Genomic DNA, 17,811 nt, shown 5'->3' with positions numbered 1-17,811 from the left:
CGAGGGCGAAGGGCCGCCGGTTTTCCGGCGGCCCTTCGTCATGTCGTGAGTCTGTCTGGAAACGGTTGCGACTCAGCGCTTTCGGGCGTATCGCTCCAGTTCGTCGGCTGCCTTGGTAGCCAGACTGCGCACCCCCGAGATGGTCGGTCCGCCCGATGCGAGCACGACGATCACTTGGTCGCCCTCTGGGGAAGGGGAGTACCAGGTGCCGTTCTCGACGCCTCCCAGCGCACCGCTCTTGAACCACACCGTCGTCCAGGCGCGGCGCGGTGAACCCGGGTGAGGGCACCGTCATGATCTGCGAGGCGAGGGTGGAACGGGACGCTTTCGCGCGGGTGTGGAGCGCCACCCAGGCCCGGGCAACGTCCTCGGAGCTTGCGAAATAGCCAGACCGCTGCGCCAGGAGCCACCGATCGAGAAGTCGGGGCCACTCGCGTCAGCACGGCGGGAGGGTGCGAAGGACACAAACGCACATACCGGCGAGTAGCATCGCGAACGATGACAGCCAAGACGAAGTCCGGGACGACCTCGCGCGCCGAGGCGGCGGGCGAGGACGCGCGTGGTTTCGTCGCCGGCCTACGCGATGCCCACGGGTCGGCGACCACGAAAATCTTCGGTCGGGCGCGCTCCCTGCTCGGGCCTGTCGCCACACCGCTCGAGCTCGCCCACGATGTCGTCCTCTCCGGCACCTACAGCTCACTGGGACTGGCACTCGACGTCACCGGAGTTGTCGCACGTCCGGCCGCGGGATTCGTTGCGGGACAAGTTCCCTCGCGGGTGGTGAAACGCCGGGCGACGTCGGTGGCGGCCTTCGTCCAAGGCTTCACCGGAGACCGGCTGGTCGACGTCGGCCTGCCGATCTCGTACCCGATGACCTTGCGACGTTCCGGCTACGACGTGCCGATCACCAAGGCAGGTCTGTCGAACGCCTACCCGGACGCGTCCTCGAACCTCGTCGTGTTCGTCCATGGTTTCGTGGGTACCGAGCAGATGTGGAAGCGGCGCGCGAGCCGTGACGACGAGGGCCGCCGACTCTCCTACGGCCGCCGCCTCGAATCGCTCGGTGACTGGTCGGCGGTGTGGGTGCGCTACAACACCGGCCAGCGCGTCTCGACCAACGGCCGCGACCTCGGCCGCATGCTCGCCCGACTCGTCGCACGCTGGCCAGTCCCGGTCGATCGGGTGGTGCTGGTCGGCCACTCGATGGGCGGACTGGTCGTGCACAGCGCGCTGCTCCAGGCTGCGCCGGACGCGCCGTGGGCGGGCCTGGTCACCGACACCGTGTCGTTCGGCACCCCTTACCACGGAGCCCTCCTGGAGAAGAGCGTGAATGTCGTGGCGAAGGAGTTCGACAACCACCGGGCGACCCGTTGGGCCGGCGGGGTGCTCAGGTTCCGCAGCCAGGGCATCAAGGATCTGCGCCACGGCAACCTCGTGGAGGCGGACTGGAAGGGCTTCGATCCGGACGATCCGGAGGATCACCGGGCCCGCGACCGCAAGCACCTGCACCCGATCCGACACCTCGCGGTCGTCGGGATGATCGCGCCGCAGCCGCACGCGTGGTGGGGCCGTCCGCTGGGTGACGGCGTGGTGTCGCGATCCTCGGCTGCGGGCCTTGAGGGCGAGACCTGGGACACCGCGTACGTCGGCGGCGTCAATCACATGGATCTGCTCAACCACCCGAAGGTCTACAACGTCCTGGCCGAGCGCCTCGGGGTGGAACAGCTCCCATTGCGTCACCCGGGCGACTAATCTCACTGCATGTCCGGCGCAGCCTTCTTCGACCTTGATCGCACCCTTGTCCGCAAGGCCTCGGGTCCGGCCCTTTCCCGCGCGATGCGCGAAAGCGGGGTGGTGGGGTCGAAGCTGCCCGGCGAGTCATTGCTGTTCTGGTGGATGAACGCCTTCGGTGAGACGCTCGGCTCCATCGCGCTCGCGCGCCAAGCCGTGCTCATAGCGGCCGGCAAACCCGACGGCGCATTCGACGACGCGGCCCACAAGGCCGCCGAGGTGCTCGTCGACCAAGTAGGCCCGTTCGCCCGAATTCTGGTCGAACAGCACCACGACGCAGGCCGAAAGGTGGTCATGGCGACAACCACGCCGTACCACCTCATCAAGCCGCTGGCCGATGCGCTCGGGTTCGACGACGTGATCGCCACCCGCTACGCCGTCGGTGAGAACGGTACGTACAACGGGCGCCACGACGGCCGGTTCGTGTGGTCCTGGGGGAAGTTGGCCGCCGTCCGCGACTGGGCGGCCGCCAACGACGTCGACCTCGAGGAATCCTTCGCCTATTCCGACTCGGTGTTCGACATTCCGCTGCTCACCGCGGTCGGCAACCCCGGTGCGGTCAACCCTGACCCGCGACTGCTGGTGGTCGCCATGGCCAAGCGCTGGCCGATCCTGTCCTTCGATGCGCCGCCCGGCACCCTCACCTTCCCGGTGGTCGACCTGGAAGCCCGCCGGCTCGCGCTGATGCTGGCCCGGCCGGAGACCTTCCCGTACGTGAGGTTCGAGATCAACGGGCTGGAGAACATCCCCGCAGACGGTCCCGCGATCTTCGCCGGCAACCACCGCAGCTACTTCGACATGGCGACCATGGCGGTCGTCGTCGGACGCACGGGGCGCGGCGCGAGCTTCCTGGCCAAGCGCGAGATGTTCGACGTGCCGCTGCTCGGACCGGTGTTGCGGATGCTCGGTGGTCTGAGCGTCGACCGTGACCATCGCGATCCGGACGCGGCCGACCCGCTGGAAGAGGCCGCGGTCGCGCTCGCCGGCGGTGACCTGGTCGGCGTGATGCCGCAGGGGACGATCCCGCGCGGACTCGACTTCTTCTGCGATGAGTTGCGCGGCTACCCCGGCACGGCGCGCCTCGCCGCCATGACGAAGGCCCCGGTCATTCCGTTTGCGCTCAGCGGGACCGAACTGGTCTGGCCGCGTGCTGCTGCTGCGCCCAACGTGCTGAGTTTCCTGAACCCGCCGAAGATCGTGGTCAACATCGGCGAACCCGTGGAGTTGAAGTACCGCTCGGAGCAGGCCGACACAAAACGCATCATGGCGGCGATCTCGGCGATCCTGCCCGATGCGGCGAAGGGCCTGAAGCCGACCAGCATCGAGCAGGTGGCCTCGACCTACCCCGGCGGCCGCATCCCGCAGAGCGATCTGCCCGACATCGAGCGGGCCATCGCAGCCAACACCGCAAAGGGGCGCAAGGCAGCACTGAAGCGGCGGTGAACAAGAACTGAACGCGTCCTGAACGCTGCTGGCCCCGTTTGGTTCGCCGCGGTGAACTGCGGGTTTGCGTCAGGTGGTCGCACGTCGTCAGACTGCGGGCATGACCACCGAGATTCTCGTGTTGACGCTGGTCGTCATCACGGCGCTGGGGTTCGACTTCACCAACGGCTTCCACGACACGGGAAACGCCATGGCAACGTCCATCGCCACCGGTGCGCTGAAGCCGAAGACGGCGGTCACGCTGTCGGCGCTGTTGAATCTCGTGGGTGCCTTCCTGTCGGTGGAGGTCGCGGTCACCGTCACCAAGGACATCCTGCGGTTGCAGGCCTCGGACGGTTCGTTGCTCAGCGGGATCAGTCCGTCACTGGCGATGACGATCGTGTTCGCCGGGTTGATCGGTGGCATCCTGTGGAACCTGTTCACCTGGTTGCTCGGACTGCCGTCCAGTTCCTCCCACGCCCTGTTCGGCGGGCTCGTGGGCGCGGGCATCGCGGGCATGGGACTCGAGGGCGTCAAGTGGGACGGTGTCACGGCCAAGATCCTGCTGCCGGCGGTGTTGTCGCCGTTGATCGCCGGGTGTATCGCCGCCCTCGGCACGGCGCTGATCTACCTGTTGTCGCGATCGGTGCGCAGTGAGCGCAAGAAGAACAGTGCATTCCGCTGGGGTCAGGTCGGCACGGCCAGCCTGGTGTCGCTCGCCCACGGCACCGGTGACGCGCAGAAGACGATGGGTGTCATCGCGCTCGCGCTCATGGTGCAGGGCGACCTGACGGTCGACGGCATCGAGCAGAACGGTCTGCCGGTCTGGATCATCGTCAGTTGTGCCATCGCCATCGCGCTCGGCACCTACCTCGGCGGTTGGCGCATCATCCGCACGCTCGGTAAGGGCCTGGTCGACATCGAACCGCCGCAGGGAATGGCCGCACAGGCGTCCTCGGCGGCGATCATTCTGACCTCCAGCCATTTCGGCATGGCGCTGTCGACCACCCACGTCGCGACCGGTTCGATCATCGGTTCCGGCGTCGGCAAGCCGCAGGCGCAGGTGCGCTGGGGTGTCGCGGCCCGGATGGCCACCGCGTGGCTGATCACCCTGCCCAGCGCAGGCTTGATCGGCGCACTCTGCCTGTTCGTCTCCCGGTTGATCGGGGGACTGGCCGGTGACCTGGTGATCTTCGGTGTCCTGGTCGCGCTGTCGGTGTACATCTACCAGCGCAGTCGCCGCCAGGCGGTCACCGCGCACAACGTCAACCAGGACTGGGACGACAACGAGGCCGAGCCGCCCGTCCCGGCGTCGACGGGAGCGGCGCACTGATGAAGATTCTCGACTCGCTGCTCAACGTCGTGCTCGCCGGACTCGTCTTCGGTGTCGGCCTGCCGGTCATCTACGTGCTCGCCCTGCGCATGTGGGATCGCGCGGACCACGTCAACGGTGTGATCGCTCGTCGCGGTACGCTCGCGATGGCGTGGACGGGGTTCGCGTTGGTCGGCATCATGGTGCTGGTCGCGATCCTGTGGATCACGCGTAAGTCCTTGTCGCACTACCTCGGGATCACGGTTTTCTGACATGCACAACCCGCTCACCCAATTCGTCAACTGGTTGCGCGAGGGCTACCCCGAGGGTGTCCCGCCGTCGGACTACAGCCCACTGCTGTCGGTGCTGCAGCGTTCGCTGACCGACAACGAGATCGAGCAGGTCGTCACCGAGTTGCGGCGCAGCCGTGGCGGGGAGGTCGACGAGGACGAGATCCGTGAGTCCATCAAGAATGTCGCCCACGCTCTGCCCACCGACGACGACATCGCCCGGGTCAGCAAACGCCTGTACGACGCCGGTTGGCGCGATTCGGGAGTAGCCCGCGCCGGCGGGATCTCGCCCGAGACGGACGACCGAGACGCCGGCGATGCCTGACGCGACAGATCTCGGGTTCGCGCCGTCGGACCCGTCGTTCATCGCCGATCCTTACCCGGTGCTCACCGGACTGCGTGCCGCCGGTCGAACTGTCCCGTACGCCGAACGCGACGTCTGGCTCATTCCGCACTTCGCCGATGTGCATGCCGCGCTGCGCAATCGCTCGCTCGGGCGCAGTTTCGAGCACCGTCACACACCGGCCGAATTCGGACGTCCGGGCCTTTGCGACATGGAGTCGAGCTTTCCGCGTTTCGTCGAATCCGAACGCTGGTCGCTGCTGAATCTCGAACCCCCGGACCACACCAGAATTCGCCGGCTGGTGACGAAGGTGTTCACCGCCAAGGCGGTCCGCGAGTTCGAACCGCAGATCGCGCAGTTGGCGGATGTGGCGTTCCGCGGCGCACGCGACGCCGGCGACGCGCAGGGCGGAGTCGACGTCATCTCCCGGCTCGCGCAGCCCTTCTCCATCTCGGTCATCTGTGAATTGCTCGGGGTGCCGCAGGAACACGGCCCGAGCTTGCTCGACTGGTCCCACGCGATCGTGAAGATGTACGAGATAGCCACGACCGAACAGCAGCGCATGGACGCCGAACGGGCAGCGGGGCAGTTCGTCGACTTCGTCCAGGAACTCATCGAGGAACGACGGCGGACGCCGGGTACCGACCTCGTCTCCGAACTCGTCCTCGTCGCCGACAAGGGCGACCGGCTGACCGTCGACGAGATCGTCTGCACGGTCATCGTCCTGCTCAACGCCGGGCACGAAGCCACGGTGAATACCCTCGGCAACGGTCTCAACGCGCTGCTGCAGCGTCCCGACCAATGGGCGAGAATCACCGGCGGCGAGGTCGAGCCGATCGTGGCGGTCGAGGAGATGCTGCGCTTCGACCCGCCCCTGCAGATGTTCGAACGATGGGTGCTCGAACCCGTCGAGCTGGCCGGCCGCAGGTTCGAGACGGGGGAGCGGATCGCGATGCTGTTCGGTTCGGCCAACCGCGACCCGCAGCGCTTTCCCGACGCCGACGTCTTCGATGCGGCCCGCGGCGAGACGACCCACATCGGCTTCGGTGGCGGCGTTCACTTCTGCATCGGGGCCCCGCTGGCCCGCGCCGAACTCACCGCGATGTTGCACCGCATCGCGACCGCTGCGCCGAACCTCGAACTCGTGCGGGAGCCGGAGTACCACCCGACGTTCGTGATCCGAGGATTGCAGGAGTTGCGGGTGCGCTTTCTCACACAGCCCGTATCGCGGACCTGAGCCGGCAGCGCGCGACCGCGCTGTCAGAATGGCCCGCGTGAAGGCACTGTTGTTGGAGAGCATCCACCCCCTGGCCGAAGCGCTGCTGCGCGACAGCGGGATCGAGGTCGTCAGCCACGCGGGAGCGATGGACGAGGACGAACTGATCGCCGCACTCGTGGGGGTCGACCTGCTCGGCCTCCGGTCCAAGACCGACGTCACCGCCCGGGTGATCGAATCCGCCGATCAATTGCAGGCCATCGGCGCCTTCTGCATCGGCACCAACCAGATCGACAAGGCGAGTGCCGCCGAGCGCGGGATCGTCGTGTTCAACGCCCCGTTCAGCAACACCCGAAGCGTCGTCGAACTCGCGATCGCCGAAATCATCGTGATGGCCCGCCGCCTCACCGAGAAGGACTCGGCGCTGCACAGCGGTGTGTGGGACAAGAACGCCAAGGGCAGCCACGAGATCCGTGGCCGTCGGATCGGCATCGTCGGCTACGGCAACATCGGCAGCCAATTGTCGGTCGTCGCCGAGATGCTCGGCCTGCAGGTGTACTTCTACGACAGCGAGGACAAACTCGCGCTCGGCAACGCCCGCCGGTGCGACTCGCTGGACGAACTGCTGGAGATCGCCGAGGTCGTCACGCTGCACGTCGACGGACGCGAGGGCAACGCCGGGTTCTTCGGGGCCGAGCAGTTCGCCAAGATGCGTCCGCGTTCGCTGTTCCTGAACCTGTCGCGCGGTTTCGTCGTCGACTACGACGCGCTGCGTGAGCAACTGCTCGCCGGCCACATCGCCGGTGCTTCGGTCGATGTGTTCCCGGTCGAACCCAAGGCGCGCGGCGACCGGTTCGAGTCGCCGTTGCAGGGCATCCCGAACGTCGTGCTCACGCCGCACATCGGCGGATCGACCGAGGAGGCGCAGGAGGACATCGGCCGGTTCGTCGCCGGCAAGCTGCGCGACTTCATGCAGCGGGGAACGACGACGCTCAGCGTCAACCTGCCTGCCCTCACCCTCGAGGGACACCCGGGCGACCGCCGGATCCTGCACTTCCACTCCAACACCCCGGGTGTGCTCGCGACGGTCAACAACGTGCTCGCCCATCACGGCGTGAACATCGAAGGCCAGTTGCTCGGCACCCTGGGCAGCATCGGCTACGTGGTCACCGACGTCCGGGACCTGCCGCAGGCCGCGATCACCGAACTGCAGGAGCTGTCGGAGACCATCCGCCTGCGGGTGATCTGAAGAAAGTCGGGCGTACGGGGAACCGACCGGGCCGCGGGGCAGTCGGAACCACCGGAACCGCAAGGCTTCTGCTCATCGATCAAGGGGACGGCTGGCAGCCCGCTGCGCCGTACACCTCGTTAAGCTTCGCACTCAGGACCGTCGCGCGGCGCGCCACGGGGGGAACTGAACCACAGGAGGAGAACCACATGAACACCAAGCGTCAGCGTTCGCTCGCGGTCGCGGTCGTGGCCGCGTGCACACTCGGACTCACCGCGTGCCAGGACAGCGCACCGCCGGTGGCCCAGCCGACGAGCAGCACCACCCAGAGTCCGTCGTCCACCGAGAGCTCCAGCTCGTCCTCGCAGAGCCCGTCGTCGACCGAGAGCAGTTCCTCGTCGTCCTCGACCGAGTCGAGCAGCACGAGTTCCTCGAGCAGCGCCGGCGGCGGTGTCAGCCAGAGCTCGGCCGCCGGGCAGTGCAACAACACCAGCAGCTACTACATCGTCAAGGGCTCCGGCACCAAGGTGAAGAAGTACGGGGAGACCCAGTCGGTGACAGGTGACGTGGGTGACGCGACCCTCGACCTGACGATCTCCAAGGGCGAGGCGAAGGACGGCGGCACGGACTACCCGTACGACGACGACACCCAGGCGCTCATCTTCGACGTGAAGTTCAAGCGGACCAGCGCGGACGGCTTCTACGTCGCCACGCCGCTGGCCTTCTCCCTGATCGACGAGAACGGCCGCAACTGCACCCGTGCTTCCAGTTCGTCGAACAACGTCGTGCTGGGCAAGGACATGCTCGACGTCGAGTCGATCAATGACAAGACCACGGAGTACAGCGGCAAGATGGTTTTCGTCGTGCCCAAGAACAAGGACTACAGCAAGTACACGCTGCTGTGGAACAGCGACTACAAGGGTGGCACCGAGGCCGGCTACGGCTGGCAGGGCTGACCAAGCCGTCGATTCACGGAATGATCGGCCCACTCCCGTCGTTCGGGAGTGTGGCCGATCTTCCGTTGTCGATGGGCTCTCGCAGAAGGTGACCGGTTCCACCGGCCGCCGTGGCACAGGAGGCGGCGATCAGCTTGACTGACACCGTGAACAGCACCCCCGATCGGTCGACCGCTGCGTCCAGCGGCCCGATCCTGTCCGCCGGCGACGAGGAACGCCGCGCCGGCCTGCGCCGCATGCGAGCCGTCGCCCTCGGCCTGCTCGTCCTTGCCGCGATTGTCTTCGTGCTGACCCATGGACGTGGCGGCGCGTGGGGTTATGTGAATGCAGCGTCCGAGGCAGCAATGGTCGGCGCGGTCGCCGACTGGTTCGCGGTGACGGCGTTGTTCCGGCATCCGCTGCGACTGCCGATCCCGCACACCGCGATCATCCCCAAACGCAAGGACCAGATCGCGCACAGCCTCGAGGACTTCGTCACCGAGAACTTCCTCACCGAGGACAACGTCAACACCCGACTGGCCAGTGCGCAGATTCCCCTGCGGCTCGGCCATTGGCTGCAGGAACCGGGTAACGCGGGGCGCGTGGTCACCGAAGCGGCCCCCGCGCTCAGCAAGGCCGTGACGTCGATCAAGGACGACGAGGTGCGTCACCTGCTCGACCGGATCCTCCTGCCCCGCCTGGGTCGGGAGCCGGTCGGCCCGCTCACCGGACACCTGCTGCAGGGTGTGGTCGAGGACGGTTCGCACCACGGTCTCGTCGACATCGGCATTCGTGAACTGCACAACTGGGCCGAGCACAACGAGGCGACGATCACCGAGATCCTCGGCCAACGCGCCCCGTGGTGGTCGCCGAAGTGGCTGGACGACACCGTCACCGCGCGCGTGCACCTGGAAATCGTCAAATGGCTCGCCGACGTCCGGGACGACCCGAACCACTCGGCGCGGCAGGCGCTGGACAACCTGCTCGCCACCCTCGCTGATGACCTGCAGAACGACGAAGACACGATCGCGAAGGCCGAGGCCATCAAGGAGCGCTTTCTCGAGCACCCGTCGGTCGGCAATTCACTTGTCTCGCTGTGGGGTTCGGTACGCCGAGCGGTCGTGGAAGCCCTGGGCGACCCCGACGGTGAACTGCGCGCCCGTCTCGCGGTCGCGTTGCACGACCTAGGCGCGCGAGTCGTCCGGGACGACGAACTGCGTACTTCGCTCGATCGTCGCCTCGCCGAGACCGTCGGGTACGTCGTGCGCACCTACGGGCGTGAACTGTCGACGGTCATCTCCCAGACCATCGACAAGTGGGACGGAAACGAGGCCGCCGAGCGCATCGAGTTGCACGTCGGCCGAGACCTGCAGTTCATCCGGATCAACGGCACCATCGTCGGTGGTCTCGTGGGTCTGTTGATCCACACCCTCAGCCAGCTGCTCTGAAGCCGGTCTTCAGGTCGGCGACGATGTCGTCGATGTGCTCGATGCCCACGGCCAGGCGCACGAGACCCGGGGTCACGCCTGCGGCGAGGCGGTCCTGGTCCGAGCCCTGGCTGTGCGTGGTCGATGCCGGGTGGATCACCAGCGAACGCACGTCACCGATATTGGCCACGTGCGAATGCAGTTGCAGTGCCTCGACGAACTTCTTGCCGGCTTCGAGGCCGCCGGTGATCTCGAAGGAGATGACTGCACCCGAGCCCTGCGGCGTGTACTTCTGCGCGAGGTCGTGGAAGTCGTTGTCCGGCAGCGAGGCCCAGACGACCTTCTCCACCTGGTCGTGACCCTGCAGGAACTGTGCCACCTTGTGCGCGTTCTCCAGGTGGCGCTCGATGCGCAGGCTCAGGGTCTCGATGCCCTGGGCGATGAGAAAGGCGTTGAACGGGGAGACTGCCGCACCGAGGTCACGCAGCAACTGCACGCGCGCCTTGAGGATGAACGCGAGGTTGGCCCCGAGCGGGCTCCCCACGCCGAGATCACGGGCGTAGACCAATCCGTGGTAGCTCTCCTCGGGCGTGTTGTAGTTCGGGAACCTCTCCGGGTCCTTACCGAAGTCGAAGTTGCCCGAGTCGACGATTGCCCCCGCGATCGAGGTGCCGTGGCCGCCGAGGTACTTGGTCGCGGAGTGGACGACGATGTCGGCGCCGTACTCGATGGGACGCAGCACGTAGGGCGTCGCGACGGTGTTGTCGACGATCAACGGCACGCCGGCCTCGTGCGCGACGCCGGCAACGCCCTCGATGTCGAGGATCTCCGCCTTCGGGTTCGACACGGACTCTGCGAAGAAGAGCTTGGTGTTCGGACGCACCGCAGTGCGCCACTGGTCGAGATCGCGGGAGTCCTCGACGAACGTGACCTCGATCCCGAACTTCGGCAGCGTGTACTTCAACAGGTTCGCCGTGCCGCCGTACAGCGCCGGGCTGGCGACGATGTGCGAACCCGCCTCGGCGATGTTGAGGATCGCCAACGTCTCGGCGGCCTGTCCGGAGGCCACGAGCAGAGCGCCGACGCCGCCTTCCAGGCTGGCGATCCGCTGCTCGACGGCGTCCGTCGTCGGGTTCATCAAACGGGTGTAGATGTTGCCGAACTCGCTGAGCGCGAACAGGTTCTTCGCGTGATCGGTGTCCTTGAACACGTACGACGTGGTCTGGTAGATCGGCAACGCCCGCGCGCCGGTCGTCTCGTCGACGACCTGTCCGGCGTGGATCTGACGGGTCTCGAAGGACCACTCGGCAGCGCTGTCCTGGCCGGGGTTCTGGGTGTCGCTCATCGGCGTCTCCTCCTGCTCGGTGCAGGCGCTCGATCCGCCTGCGGCGGACCGACGTTCGAGTCCGCGCTTGCCGGGCGGCGATCTGCACCGTCCGGCCAGGTCTTCACCCGGGGCACCCCACCGCGGTGGAGGGTTGCCGGCCAGCGAGCCGGGGCTTGTCGCTGACGCTCATGACCTGACGCCAGATTACGTGAGCGGCGTCCGCCGGCTGAAGACAGGTCTCTGTATCCGGACGGTCGCCGATGGTCCGGAAATTCGGTTGCCGCGGACGTCCGATGTTCGACAGCCTGGGAGCAGTCGCGTACCCCGTCCGTGGGAGCGCCCGTTCGAAGGAGGAGCCGATGAGGAACCAGCAGCGGCACGACTGCCGCGTCCAGCATCAGAGCAGACCCTTCCGAGAAACGGAATACCACTCGTGCAGAACGAAACTCGCGCGCCGCAGGGCGCGTTCGCTCCCGACACCCCACTGATCGATCCCTTCGTCCCGGTCGACCTGCCCGACGGGCAGCGATGGTCGACCTGGAGCAGCATCGAACGGCTGCAGCGCGGCCCCGAACCCCGCCCGTCCTGGGTCGTGACCCATGACGAGTCCATCGACACCGAGCTCGGTGTGCTCAAGACCGGCAAGGAAGCCGACGTCTTCGTCATCGAGCGCACCGCCGTCTCCGCGCCCGAATACAGCACGCTGATGGCGGCCAAGCGCTATCGCGACGCCGAGCATCGATCCTTCCGCCGGCACGCCGGGTACACCGAAGGTCGACGGATCAAGGACACCCGAGAAGCTCGAGCCGTCGCCACCGGGACCGCGTTCGGCAAGCAGGTCGCTGCCGGTGTCTGGGCGCAGGCCGAATGGTCGGCGCTGGTCGACCTGTGGACCAGCGGCGTGCCGGTGCCGTACCCGGTGCAGATCGACGGTCGAGAGATCCTGATGGAGTTGGTCGTCGACGCCGACGGCCGCCCGGCACCCCGCCTGGCTGCCACGCGGCCGACCGCAGAACAACTGGAGGTCTGGTTCGATCAACTGCGTGCTGCACTGATCGTGTTGTGCGGCAAGGGAATCGTGCACGGAGATCTGTCGGCGTACAACATCCTTGTGGCCGAGTCCGGCCTCGTGCTGATCGATCTGCCCCAGATCGTCGACGTGATCGCCAACCCCAACGGGGTCGAGTTCCTGCACCGCGATTGCGTGAACGTCTGCACCTGGTTCTCCTCGAAGGGCCACGCGTGCGACGGCGACGAACTCTTCGCCGAACTGCTCGGGTACGCATTCTGAGGACTGCGCTGCGCGCGCTGCATAGGCTTGCCGCGTGCTTCGCAGACTCGGCGCCGTGGTCGTGGCCGTGACTTTCACGGTCACGGCGTGCAGTCGTCCGCCGCAGCCGCCGACCTATCCCCAGGAGTCCTGGTCGTCGGTCAGCCCCGCCACCGTGGGAAGCGCCCTGGAGGTGCAGGAGCCGGTCGGCGGGCAGGCGTGCGTCGACCCGCGTCCGTGGACGGGGGCGCAGCACGCGAACACCTGGATGGAAGGGCTGGACAACCTGCCGCAGTGGCGCGCGGCGGACGTCGGAGTCACCGTCCGACTCGGTGACGGACGCACGCTGTGGGTCTTCGGAGACACCGCGCGCGCGGGGGAGTTCCGCCCACGGTTCGTGTCCAGCTCGGCGTTGGTGACCAAGGGGCGGTGCACCTCCCAGTGGGTCGACCCGGCGGGTCCGTTCCTTGCGAACAGCGCGGGCTCGGTGTGCTGGCCATCGTCGATGACGGCCGTTTCTCACAGCACGTACGACGACGTGCTCGTCGGATGCAGTCGGGTGCGGCGCACCTCGGCCGACATCTTCGGGTTCGACTACCTCGGCATGTCGATCGCATCGCTGCGCGTGCCGCACAGCGGCGTCGCGACCCGTCCGGTCGTCACGCCGGTGACGCCGGATCGAGTGGACCCGACCCAGATCAACTGGGGGAGTGCGCTGCTGGCGGACGACGAGTGGATCTACATCTACGGTTCCCGCCAACGCTCCGGCGGTCCCGGGCCGCGCGAACTGGTGCTGGCGCGTGCCGCCGCGGACACCGTCACGCTCAGGTCGACCTGGCAGTACTGGGACGGTGCCGGCTGGGACGCGCAGGAATCCGCCGTCCGGCCGGTCATCGACTCGGGCAGTGGTGTCTCCCAGGCGTTGAGTGTGCACAAGCGGGGCAACGATTACCTGGCTGTCTCCAAGCTCGGCGGGGACCTGACCGACACCGTCGCGGTCTGGACTGCGAACAGCCCGCAGGGTCCCTGGACGGTCCGGTCGACGACGCACTTCCCGTACGAGCGTGGGCAGGTCGTCAGTTACCAACCACTCGCTCATCCGGAGTTCGACCTGGCGAGCGGCAAGCTGCTGGTGTCGGTCTCGCGCGTCGCAAAATCGGTCGTCGACCTCCTGCAGCGACCCAAGGCCTCGCGTCCGGTGTTTATCGAGGTGCCGATGCCGTGAGTGATCTGGGACAATCGACCGATCCCTCATGACTGAACCCACACCCACCCGCGCGCCGAACAGTTCGCCTGAGCGCCCTCGCTCCGGCCGTCGTCGTCCGCAGCGCAAGGCCGGCGCGGACCGTCGTCCGCGGGGTCTGTCCCCCCAACAGATCGAGCACCGCCGCGCGTCCGTGCCGGCGATCACGTATCCGGACCTGCCGGTCGTCGCCGCCAAGGACGAGATCGCCGAGGCCATCCGTGACCACCAGGTCGTGGTCATCGCGGGTGAGACGGGTTCGGGAAAGACGACCCAGATCCCGAAGATCTGCCTCGAACTCGGCCGCGGGGTCAGCGGCACGATCGGTCACACCCAACCCCGCCGGCTCGCGGCCCGCTCGGTCGCCGAGCGGATCGCCGAGGAACTGGGCACCGAGCTGGGGCAGGCCGTCGGCTACCAGGTGCGATTCACCGACACCTCGAGCCGCGACACCCTCGTCAAGGTGATGACCGACGGCATCCTGTTGTCGCAGTTGCAGCGGGACCGGATGCTCAGTCAGTACGACACGATCATCATCGACGAGGCACACGAGCGCTCGCTCAACATCGACTTCATCCTCGGCTATCTCAAGCAACTGTTGCCCAAACGTCCCGACCTCAAGGTGATCATCACCTCGGCGACCATCGACCCACAGCGTTTCGCCGATCACTTTGCGACACAAGGTAACCCGGTGCCGATCATCGAGGTGTCCGGACGGACCTACCCGGTCGAGGTGCGCTACCGACCGCTCGTGCGTGAGATGCCCGGCAAGGGCGCGGACGCCGCCCCGAACCTCGTCGACATCGACCAGGTCACCGGCATCATCGACGCCATCGAGGAATTGTGGTCACCCCACGAGGTTCTCTCTCCTGCGTCGCTCGATACTTCGCGGGGACCCCGACCCGGCAACAGCAGTCGCGTCGACGATGGTGGCCCGCAGGACGTGCTGGTGTTCTGCTCCGGCGAACGCGAGATTCGCGACGCCACCGACGCGCTCAAGGGTCTCGGCCTGCCGAACACCGAGATCGTCCCGCTGTACGGTCGGTTGTCGGCAGCCGAACAGCACCGGGTGTTCGCCAAGCACGACGGACGCCGGATCGTGGTGTCCACCAACGTGGCCGAGACCTCGTTGACCGTGCCGGGCATCCGGTACGTGATCGACACAGGCACCGCGCGCATCTCCCGGTACAGCCAGCGCACCAAGGTGCAGCGGTTGCCGATCGAGCCCATCTCCCAGGCCAGCGCCAACCAGCGGTCCGGACGCTGCGGCCGCCTGGCCGACGGCATCGCGATCCGGTTGTACTCGCAGGAGGATTTCCAGGCGCGCCCCGAGTTCACCGACCCGGAGATCCTGCGCACGAACCTCGCGTCCGTCATCCTGCAGATGATCTCGCTGGGCCTGGGCGATGTCGCGCGTTTCCCGTTCGTGCAGCCGCCCGACAGCCGGCAGATTACCGACGGACTGCGTCTGTTGCACGAGCTGAACGCGATCGACGACGAGACCGGACGTGAGAGCGGCGACGGACGCCGGGGCCGGCGGCGGCTCACCGCCGACGGTCGCGCGATCGCGACGCTGCCGGTCGACCCGCGGCTGGCTCGAATGATCGTCGAGGCCTCCCGCAACGGATCGTTGCGTGAGGTGTTGCCGATCGTCGCCCTGATGTCGATCCAGGACCCGCGTGAACGACCCGCCGATCAGCAGACCCAGGCCGACCAGAGCCATGCCCGGTTCAAGCACGAGTCGAGCGATTTCCTCACCGTCCTGAACCTGTGGAACTACCTGCGCGAACAGCAGAAAGCGTTGTCCGGCAGTGCTTTCCGTCGCATGTGCAAGCAGGAGTACCTGCATTACCTGCGCGTGCGCGAGTGGCAGGACCTGCACGCTCAACTGCGCGATATCTGCAAACAGCTCAAGCTGCAGCCCAGTGACAACAAGGCCGCGGACGACACCGTGCACCAGGCGTTGCTCACCGGGTTGCTCTCGCACGTCGGCCTGCGCGACCGGGACGCTCGTGACTACCTCGGCGCCCGGCAGGCCCGCTTCGCCATCCAGCCCGGCTCGGTGCTGTTCCGCGCTCAACCCGACTGGTTGATGGCCGGTGAACTGGTCGAGACCACGCGCCTGTGGGCACGTACCAATGCCCGCGTCGATCCGGCGTGGGTCGAGGCGGCCGGACAGCATCTGCTCAGACGCAGTTACTCCGACCCGCGATGGGAGAAGAAGCAGGCGCAGGCGATCTGCAGCGAACGGGTGACCCTGTACGGCGTCCCGCTGGCCGCCGGGAGGCCGGTGTCGTTCGGGCGGATCGATCAGGCGTACGCGCGGGAGTTGTTCATCCGGCACGCACTGGTCGAGGGGGAGTGGCAGACCCATCACCGCTTCTTCCACGACAACCGTGCCCTGCTGCGCGAGGTCGGTGAACTGGAGGAGCGCACCCGCCGGCGCGATCTGGTGGTCGACGACGACGTGCTGTTCGAGTTCTACGACGAACGGCTGCCGGACGACATCGTCTCCGGGGCGCACTTCGACCGGTGGTGGAAGGGGCAGAGCAAGAAGCAAGGCAAGCTGCTGACGTTCACCCGCGACCTGCTGCTCACCGACGAAGCAGCCGACCTCGACACGACGGACTTCCCCAAGGCCTGGCACCAGGGCGAGCTGAACCTGCGGCTGAGTTACCAGTTCGACCCGGGTTCCGATGCCGATGGAGTCACGGCGCACATCCCCGTGGAACAGTTGAACCAGGTGCAGGACGTGGGCTTCGACTGGTCGGTGCCCGGGGTGCGCGAGGAATTGGTGACCGCCCTGTTGAAGTCGTTGCCCAAGAACACCCGCAAGCACTTCGTGCCGACTCCCGACCACGCCAGAGCCGCCGTCGCACAGCTGGATTCGGCTTCCGGCCAGGATCTGGTGGATGCACTTGCCGATGTCCTGTTCGACCGCAGCCGCGTTCGGATCCCGCGCGGGGAATGGGACTGGTCGCGCGTGCCGGACCACCTGCGGATGACCTTCCGGATCGAGGGCAAGGGCGGCAAGAAGCTCGCGGAGGGCAAGGACCTTCCGCTCCTGCAGCAACAGCTTCAGGGTTCGGTTCGGCAAGCAATGTCCAGTGTTGGAGAAGCACTGGAGCGCAAGGGAATTCGCTCCTGGGACGACCTGACGCTGCAGGACAAGGTCGAGAGCAGGAGCGGCGGACGCATCGTCGTCGGCTACCCGGCGCTCGTCGATCAAGGCGATTCCGTTGCGCTGCAGGTGCTCCCGAGCCCGTCCGAGCGCGAGTACGCGACCCACTTCGGCGTCCGTCGCCTGGTGCTGCTCAACACCGATGTGCCGTGGAACCGGATTCTCGGGCTGCTCAGCAACACCCAGAAACTCGCCCTCGGCAACCACCCGCACCCCACCCGGGACGCGTTGTACGACGACATCCTCGCGTGTGCGGTCGACGCGATCATCGCTCGCGAACTGCCCGGCGGACGCGTCCGTGACCCGCAGCAGTACGAGACGGCGCTGCTCGTCGTTCGGCAGCAGATCGTGCCGGAGGTGATCGAAATCGTCGATCGGGTCGGTCCGTGTCTCGACGTGGCTCGCCAGGTGCGTCTGGCACTCGACCGGATGACCGCGCCGTCCACCGCCGATCTGAGGAAACAGTTGGAGCGGCAGTACGCGTCGCTGATCCACCCGGGGTTCGTGGCCGAGACCGGCGCCGCCCGGCTTCCGCGGCTGCGCGTCCACCTGCGGGCGATGCTCGAACGCATCGAGAAGGCGCCCACCGACATTGCCCGGGACGCCGAACGGCAGGGCGACGTCGACCACGTCCGCGCAGAACTCGACAAGCTGCTCGCCGCGCTGCCGGCTGCCCGCCACACCGACCCGGACGTCGTCGCGCTGCGTTGGATGATCGAGGAGCTGCGGGTCAGCCTGTTCGCCCAGAAACTCGGCACGGCCGGGCCCATCTCGATCAAGCGCATCTTCAAGGCGATGGACGAGGTCGAGGACGCCACCTGATCTC

General features: G+C 67.0%; 14 protein-coding genes and 1 riboswitch. Of the genes, 12 read left to right on the top strand and 2 right to left on the bottom strand.

Annotated elements, in window-relative coordinates; genetic code table 11:
* Window positions 1-72: 72 nt before the first annotated feature.
* Window positions 73-249: a hypothetical protein gene (locus ACYU8W_RS08645; RefSeq protein WP_499468301.1), complete on the bottom strand. Its 177-nt coding sequence runs from the start codon at window positions 247-249 to the stop codon at window positions 73-75.
* Window positions 250-498: 249 nt separating this feature from the next.
* Here ACYU8W_RS08645 and ACYU8W_RS08640 point away from each other — a divergent pair, with 249 nt between their 5' ends.
* From ACYU8W_RS08640 to ACYU8W_RS08600, 9 genes are all read left to right on the top strand, one after another.
* Window positions 499-1,752 (top strand): esterase/lipase family protein, encoded by a 1,254-nt coding sequence (locus ACYU8W_RS08640; RefSeq protein WP_499468299.1) that lies wholly within the window; start codon window positions 499-501, stop codon window positions 1,750-1,752.
* A gap of 9 nt (window positions 1,753-1,761) precedes the next feature.
* Window positions 1,762-3,234 carry an HAD-IB family hydrolase gene (locus ACYU8W_RS08635; RefSeq protein WP_499468297.1) on the top strand — a complete coding sequence of 491 codons (1,473 nt, stop codon included), beginning with the start codon at window positions 1,762-1,764 and terminating at the stop codon, window positions 3,232-3,234.
* Window positions 3,235-3,334: 100 nt separating this feature from the next.
* Window positions 3,335-4,546, top strand: a complete 1,212-nt coding sequence (locus ACYU8W_RS08630; protein WP_499468295.1) for an inorganic phosphate transporter — start codon at window positions 3,335-3,337, stop codon at window positions 4,544-4,546.
* The gene (locus ACYU8W_RS08625) at window positions 4,546-4,797 is read left to right on the top strand and encodes a hypothetical protein (protein WP_499468294.1); all 252 of its coding nucleotides are present in this window, start codon (window positions 4,546-4,548) and stop codon (window positions 4,795-4,797) included. Before ACYU8W_RS08630 ends, ACYU8W_RS08625 begins: the two co-directional genes overlap by 1 nt.
* A 1-nt stretch (window position 4,798) precedes the next feature.
* Window positions 4,799-5,140, top strand: a complete 342-nt coding sequence (locus tag ACYU8W_RS08620; RefSeq protein ID WP_499468292.1) for a DUF3349 domain-containing protein — start codon at window positions 4,799-4,801, stop codon at window positions 5,138-5,140.
* Window positions 5,133-6,395, top strand: coding sequence for a cytochrome P450 (locus ACYU8W_RS08615; protein WP_499468290.1), 1,263 nt, complete (start codon window positions 5,133-5,135; stop codon window positions 6,393-6,395). Before ACYU8W_RS08620 ends, ACYU8W_RS08615 begins: the two co-directional genes overlap by 8 nt.
* Window positions 6,396-6,423: 28 nt before the next feature.
* A complete protein-coding gene (serA, locus tag ACYU8W_RS08610; protein WP_129624093.1) occupies window positions 6,424-7,623 on the top strand; it encodes a phosphoglycerate dehydrogenase in 1,200 nt (399 codons plus the stop codon).
* A 188-nt stretch (window positions 7,624-7,811) separates the two neighbouring features.
* Window positions 7,812-8,558, top strand: a complete 747-nt coding sequence (locus ACYU8W_RS08605; protein WP_129624092.1) for a DUF4352 domain-containing protein — start codon at window positions 7,812-7,814, stop codon at window positions 8,556-8,558.
* A gap of 146 nt (window positions 8,559-8,704) precedes the next feature.
* Window positions 8,705-9,985 carry a DUF445 domain-containing protein gene (locus ACYU8W_RS08600; protein ID WP_499468288.1) on the top strand — a complete coding sequence of 427 codons (1,281 nt, stop codon included), beginning with the start codon at window positions 8,705-8,707 and terminating at the stop codon, window positions 9,983-9,985.
* Here the strand turns inward: ACYU8W_RS08600 and ACYU8W_RS08595 are convergent.
* Window positions 9,969-11,309 carry a bifunctional o-acetylhomoserine/o-acetylserine sulfhydrylase gene (locus ACYU8W_RS08595; RefSeq protein WP_499468286.1) on the bottom strand — a complete coding sequence of 447 codons (1,341 nt, stop codon included), beginning with the start codon at window positions 11,307-11,309 and terminating at the stop codon, window positions 9,969-9,971. The genes ACYU8W_RS08600 and ACYU8W_RS08595 overlap by 17 nt on opposite strands.
* 58 nt (window positions 11,310-11,367) lie before the next feature.
* Window positions 11,368-11,485: riboswitch (SAM riboswitch) on the bottom strand.
* Between the two features lie 239 nt (window positions 11,486-11,724).
* Between ACYU8W_RS08595 and ACYU8W_RS08590 the strand changes: the two genes are divergently transcribed.
* Genes ACYU8W_RS08590 through hrpA form a run of 3 tightly spaced genes read left to right on the top strand, consistent with a single transcriptional unit; the run spans window position 11,725 to window position 17,807 of the window.
* Window positions 11,725-12,582 carry a serine protein kinase RIO gene (locus ACYU8W_RS08590; RefSeq protein WP_499468284.1) on the top strand — a complete coding sequence of 286 codons (858 nt, stop codon included), beginning with the start codon at window positions 11,725-11,727 and terminating at the stop codon, window positions 12,580-12,582.
* A 34-nt stretch (window positions 12,583-12,616) separates the two neighbouring features.
* Window positions 12,617-13,786: a DUF5005 domain-containing protein gene (locus tag ACYU8W_RS08585; protein ID WP_141928050.1), complete on the top strand. Its 1,170-nt coding sequence runs from the start codon at window positions 12,617-12,619 to the stop codon at window positions 13,784-13,786.
* A 28-nt stretch (window positions 13,787-13,814) separates the two neighbouring features.
* Window positions 13,815-17,807: an ATP-dependent RNA helicase HrpA gene (gene hrpA / locus ACYU8W_RS08580; RefSeq protein ID WP_499468282.1), complete on the top strand. Its 3,993-nt coding sequence runs from the start codon at window positions 13,815-13,817 to the stop codon at window positions 17,805-17,807.
* Window positions 17,808-17,811 lie beyond the last annotated feature (4 nt).

The sequence above is a fragment of the Yimella radicis genome (assembly GCF_054778255.1).
This window is presented reverse-complemented; position numbering and strand designations above follow the sequence as displayed.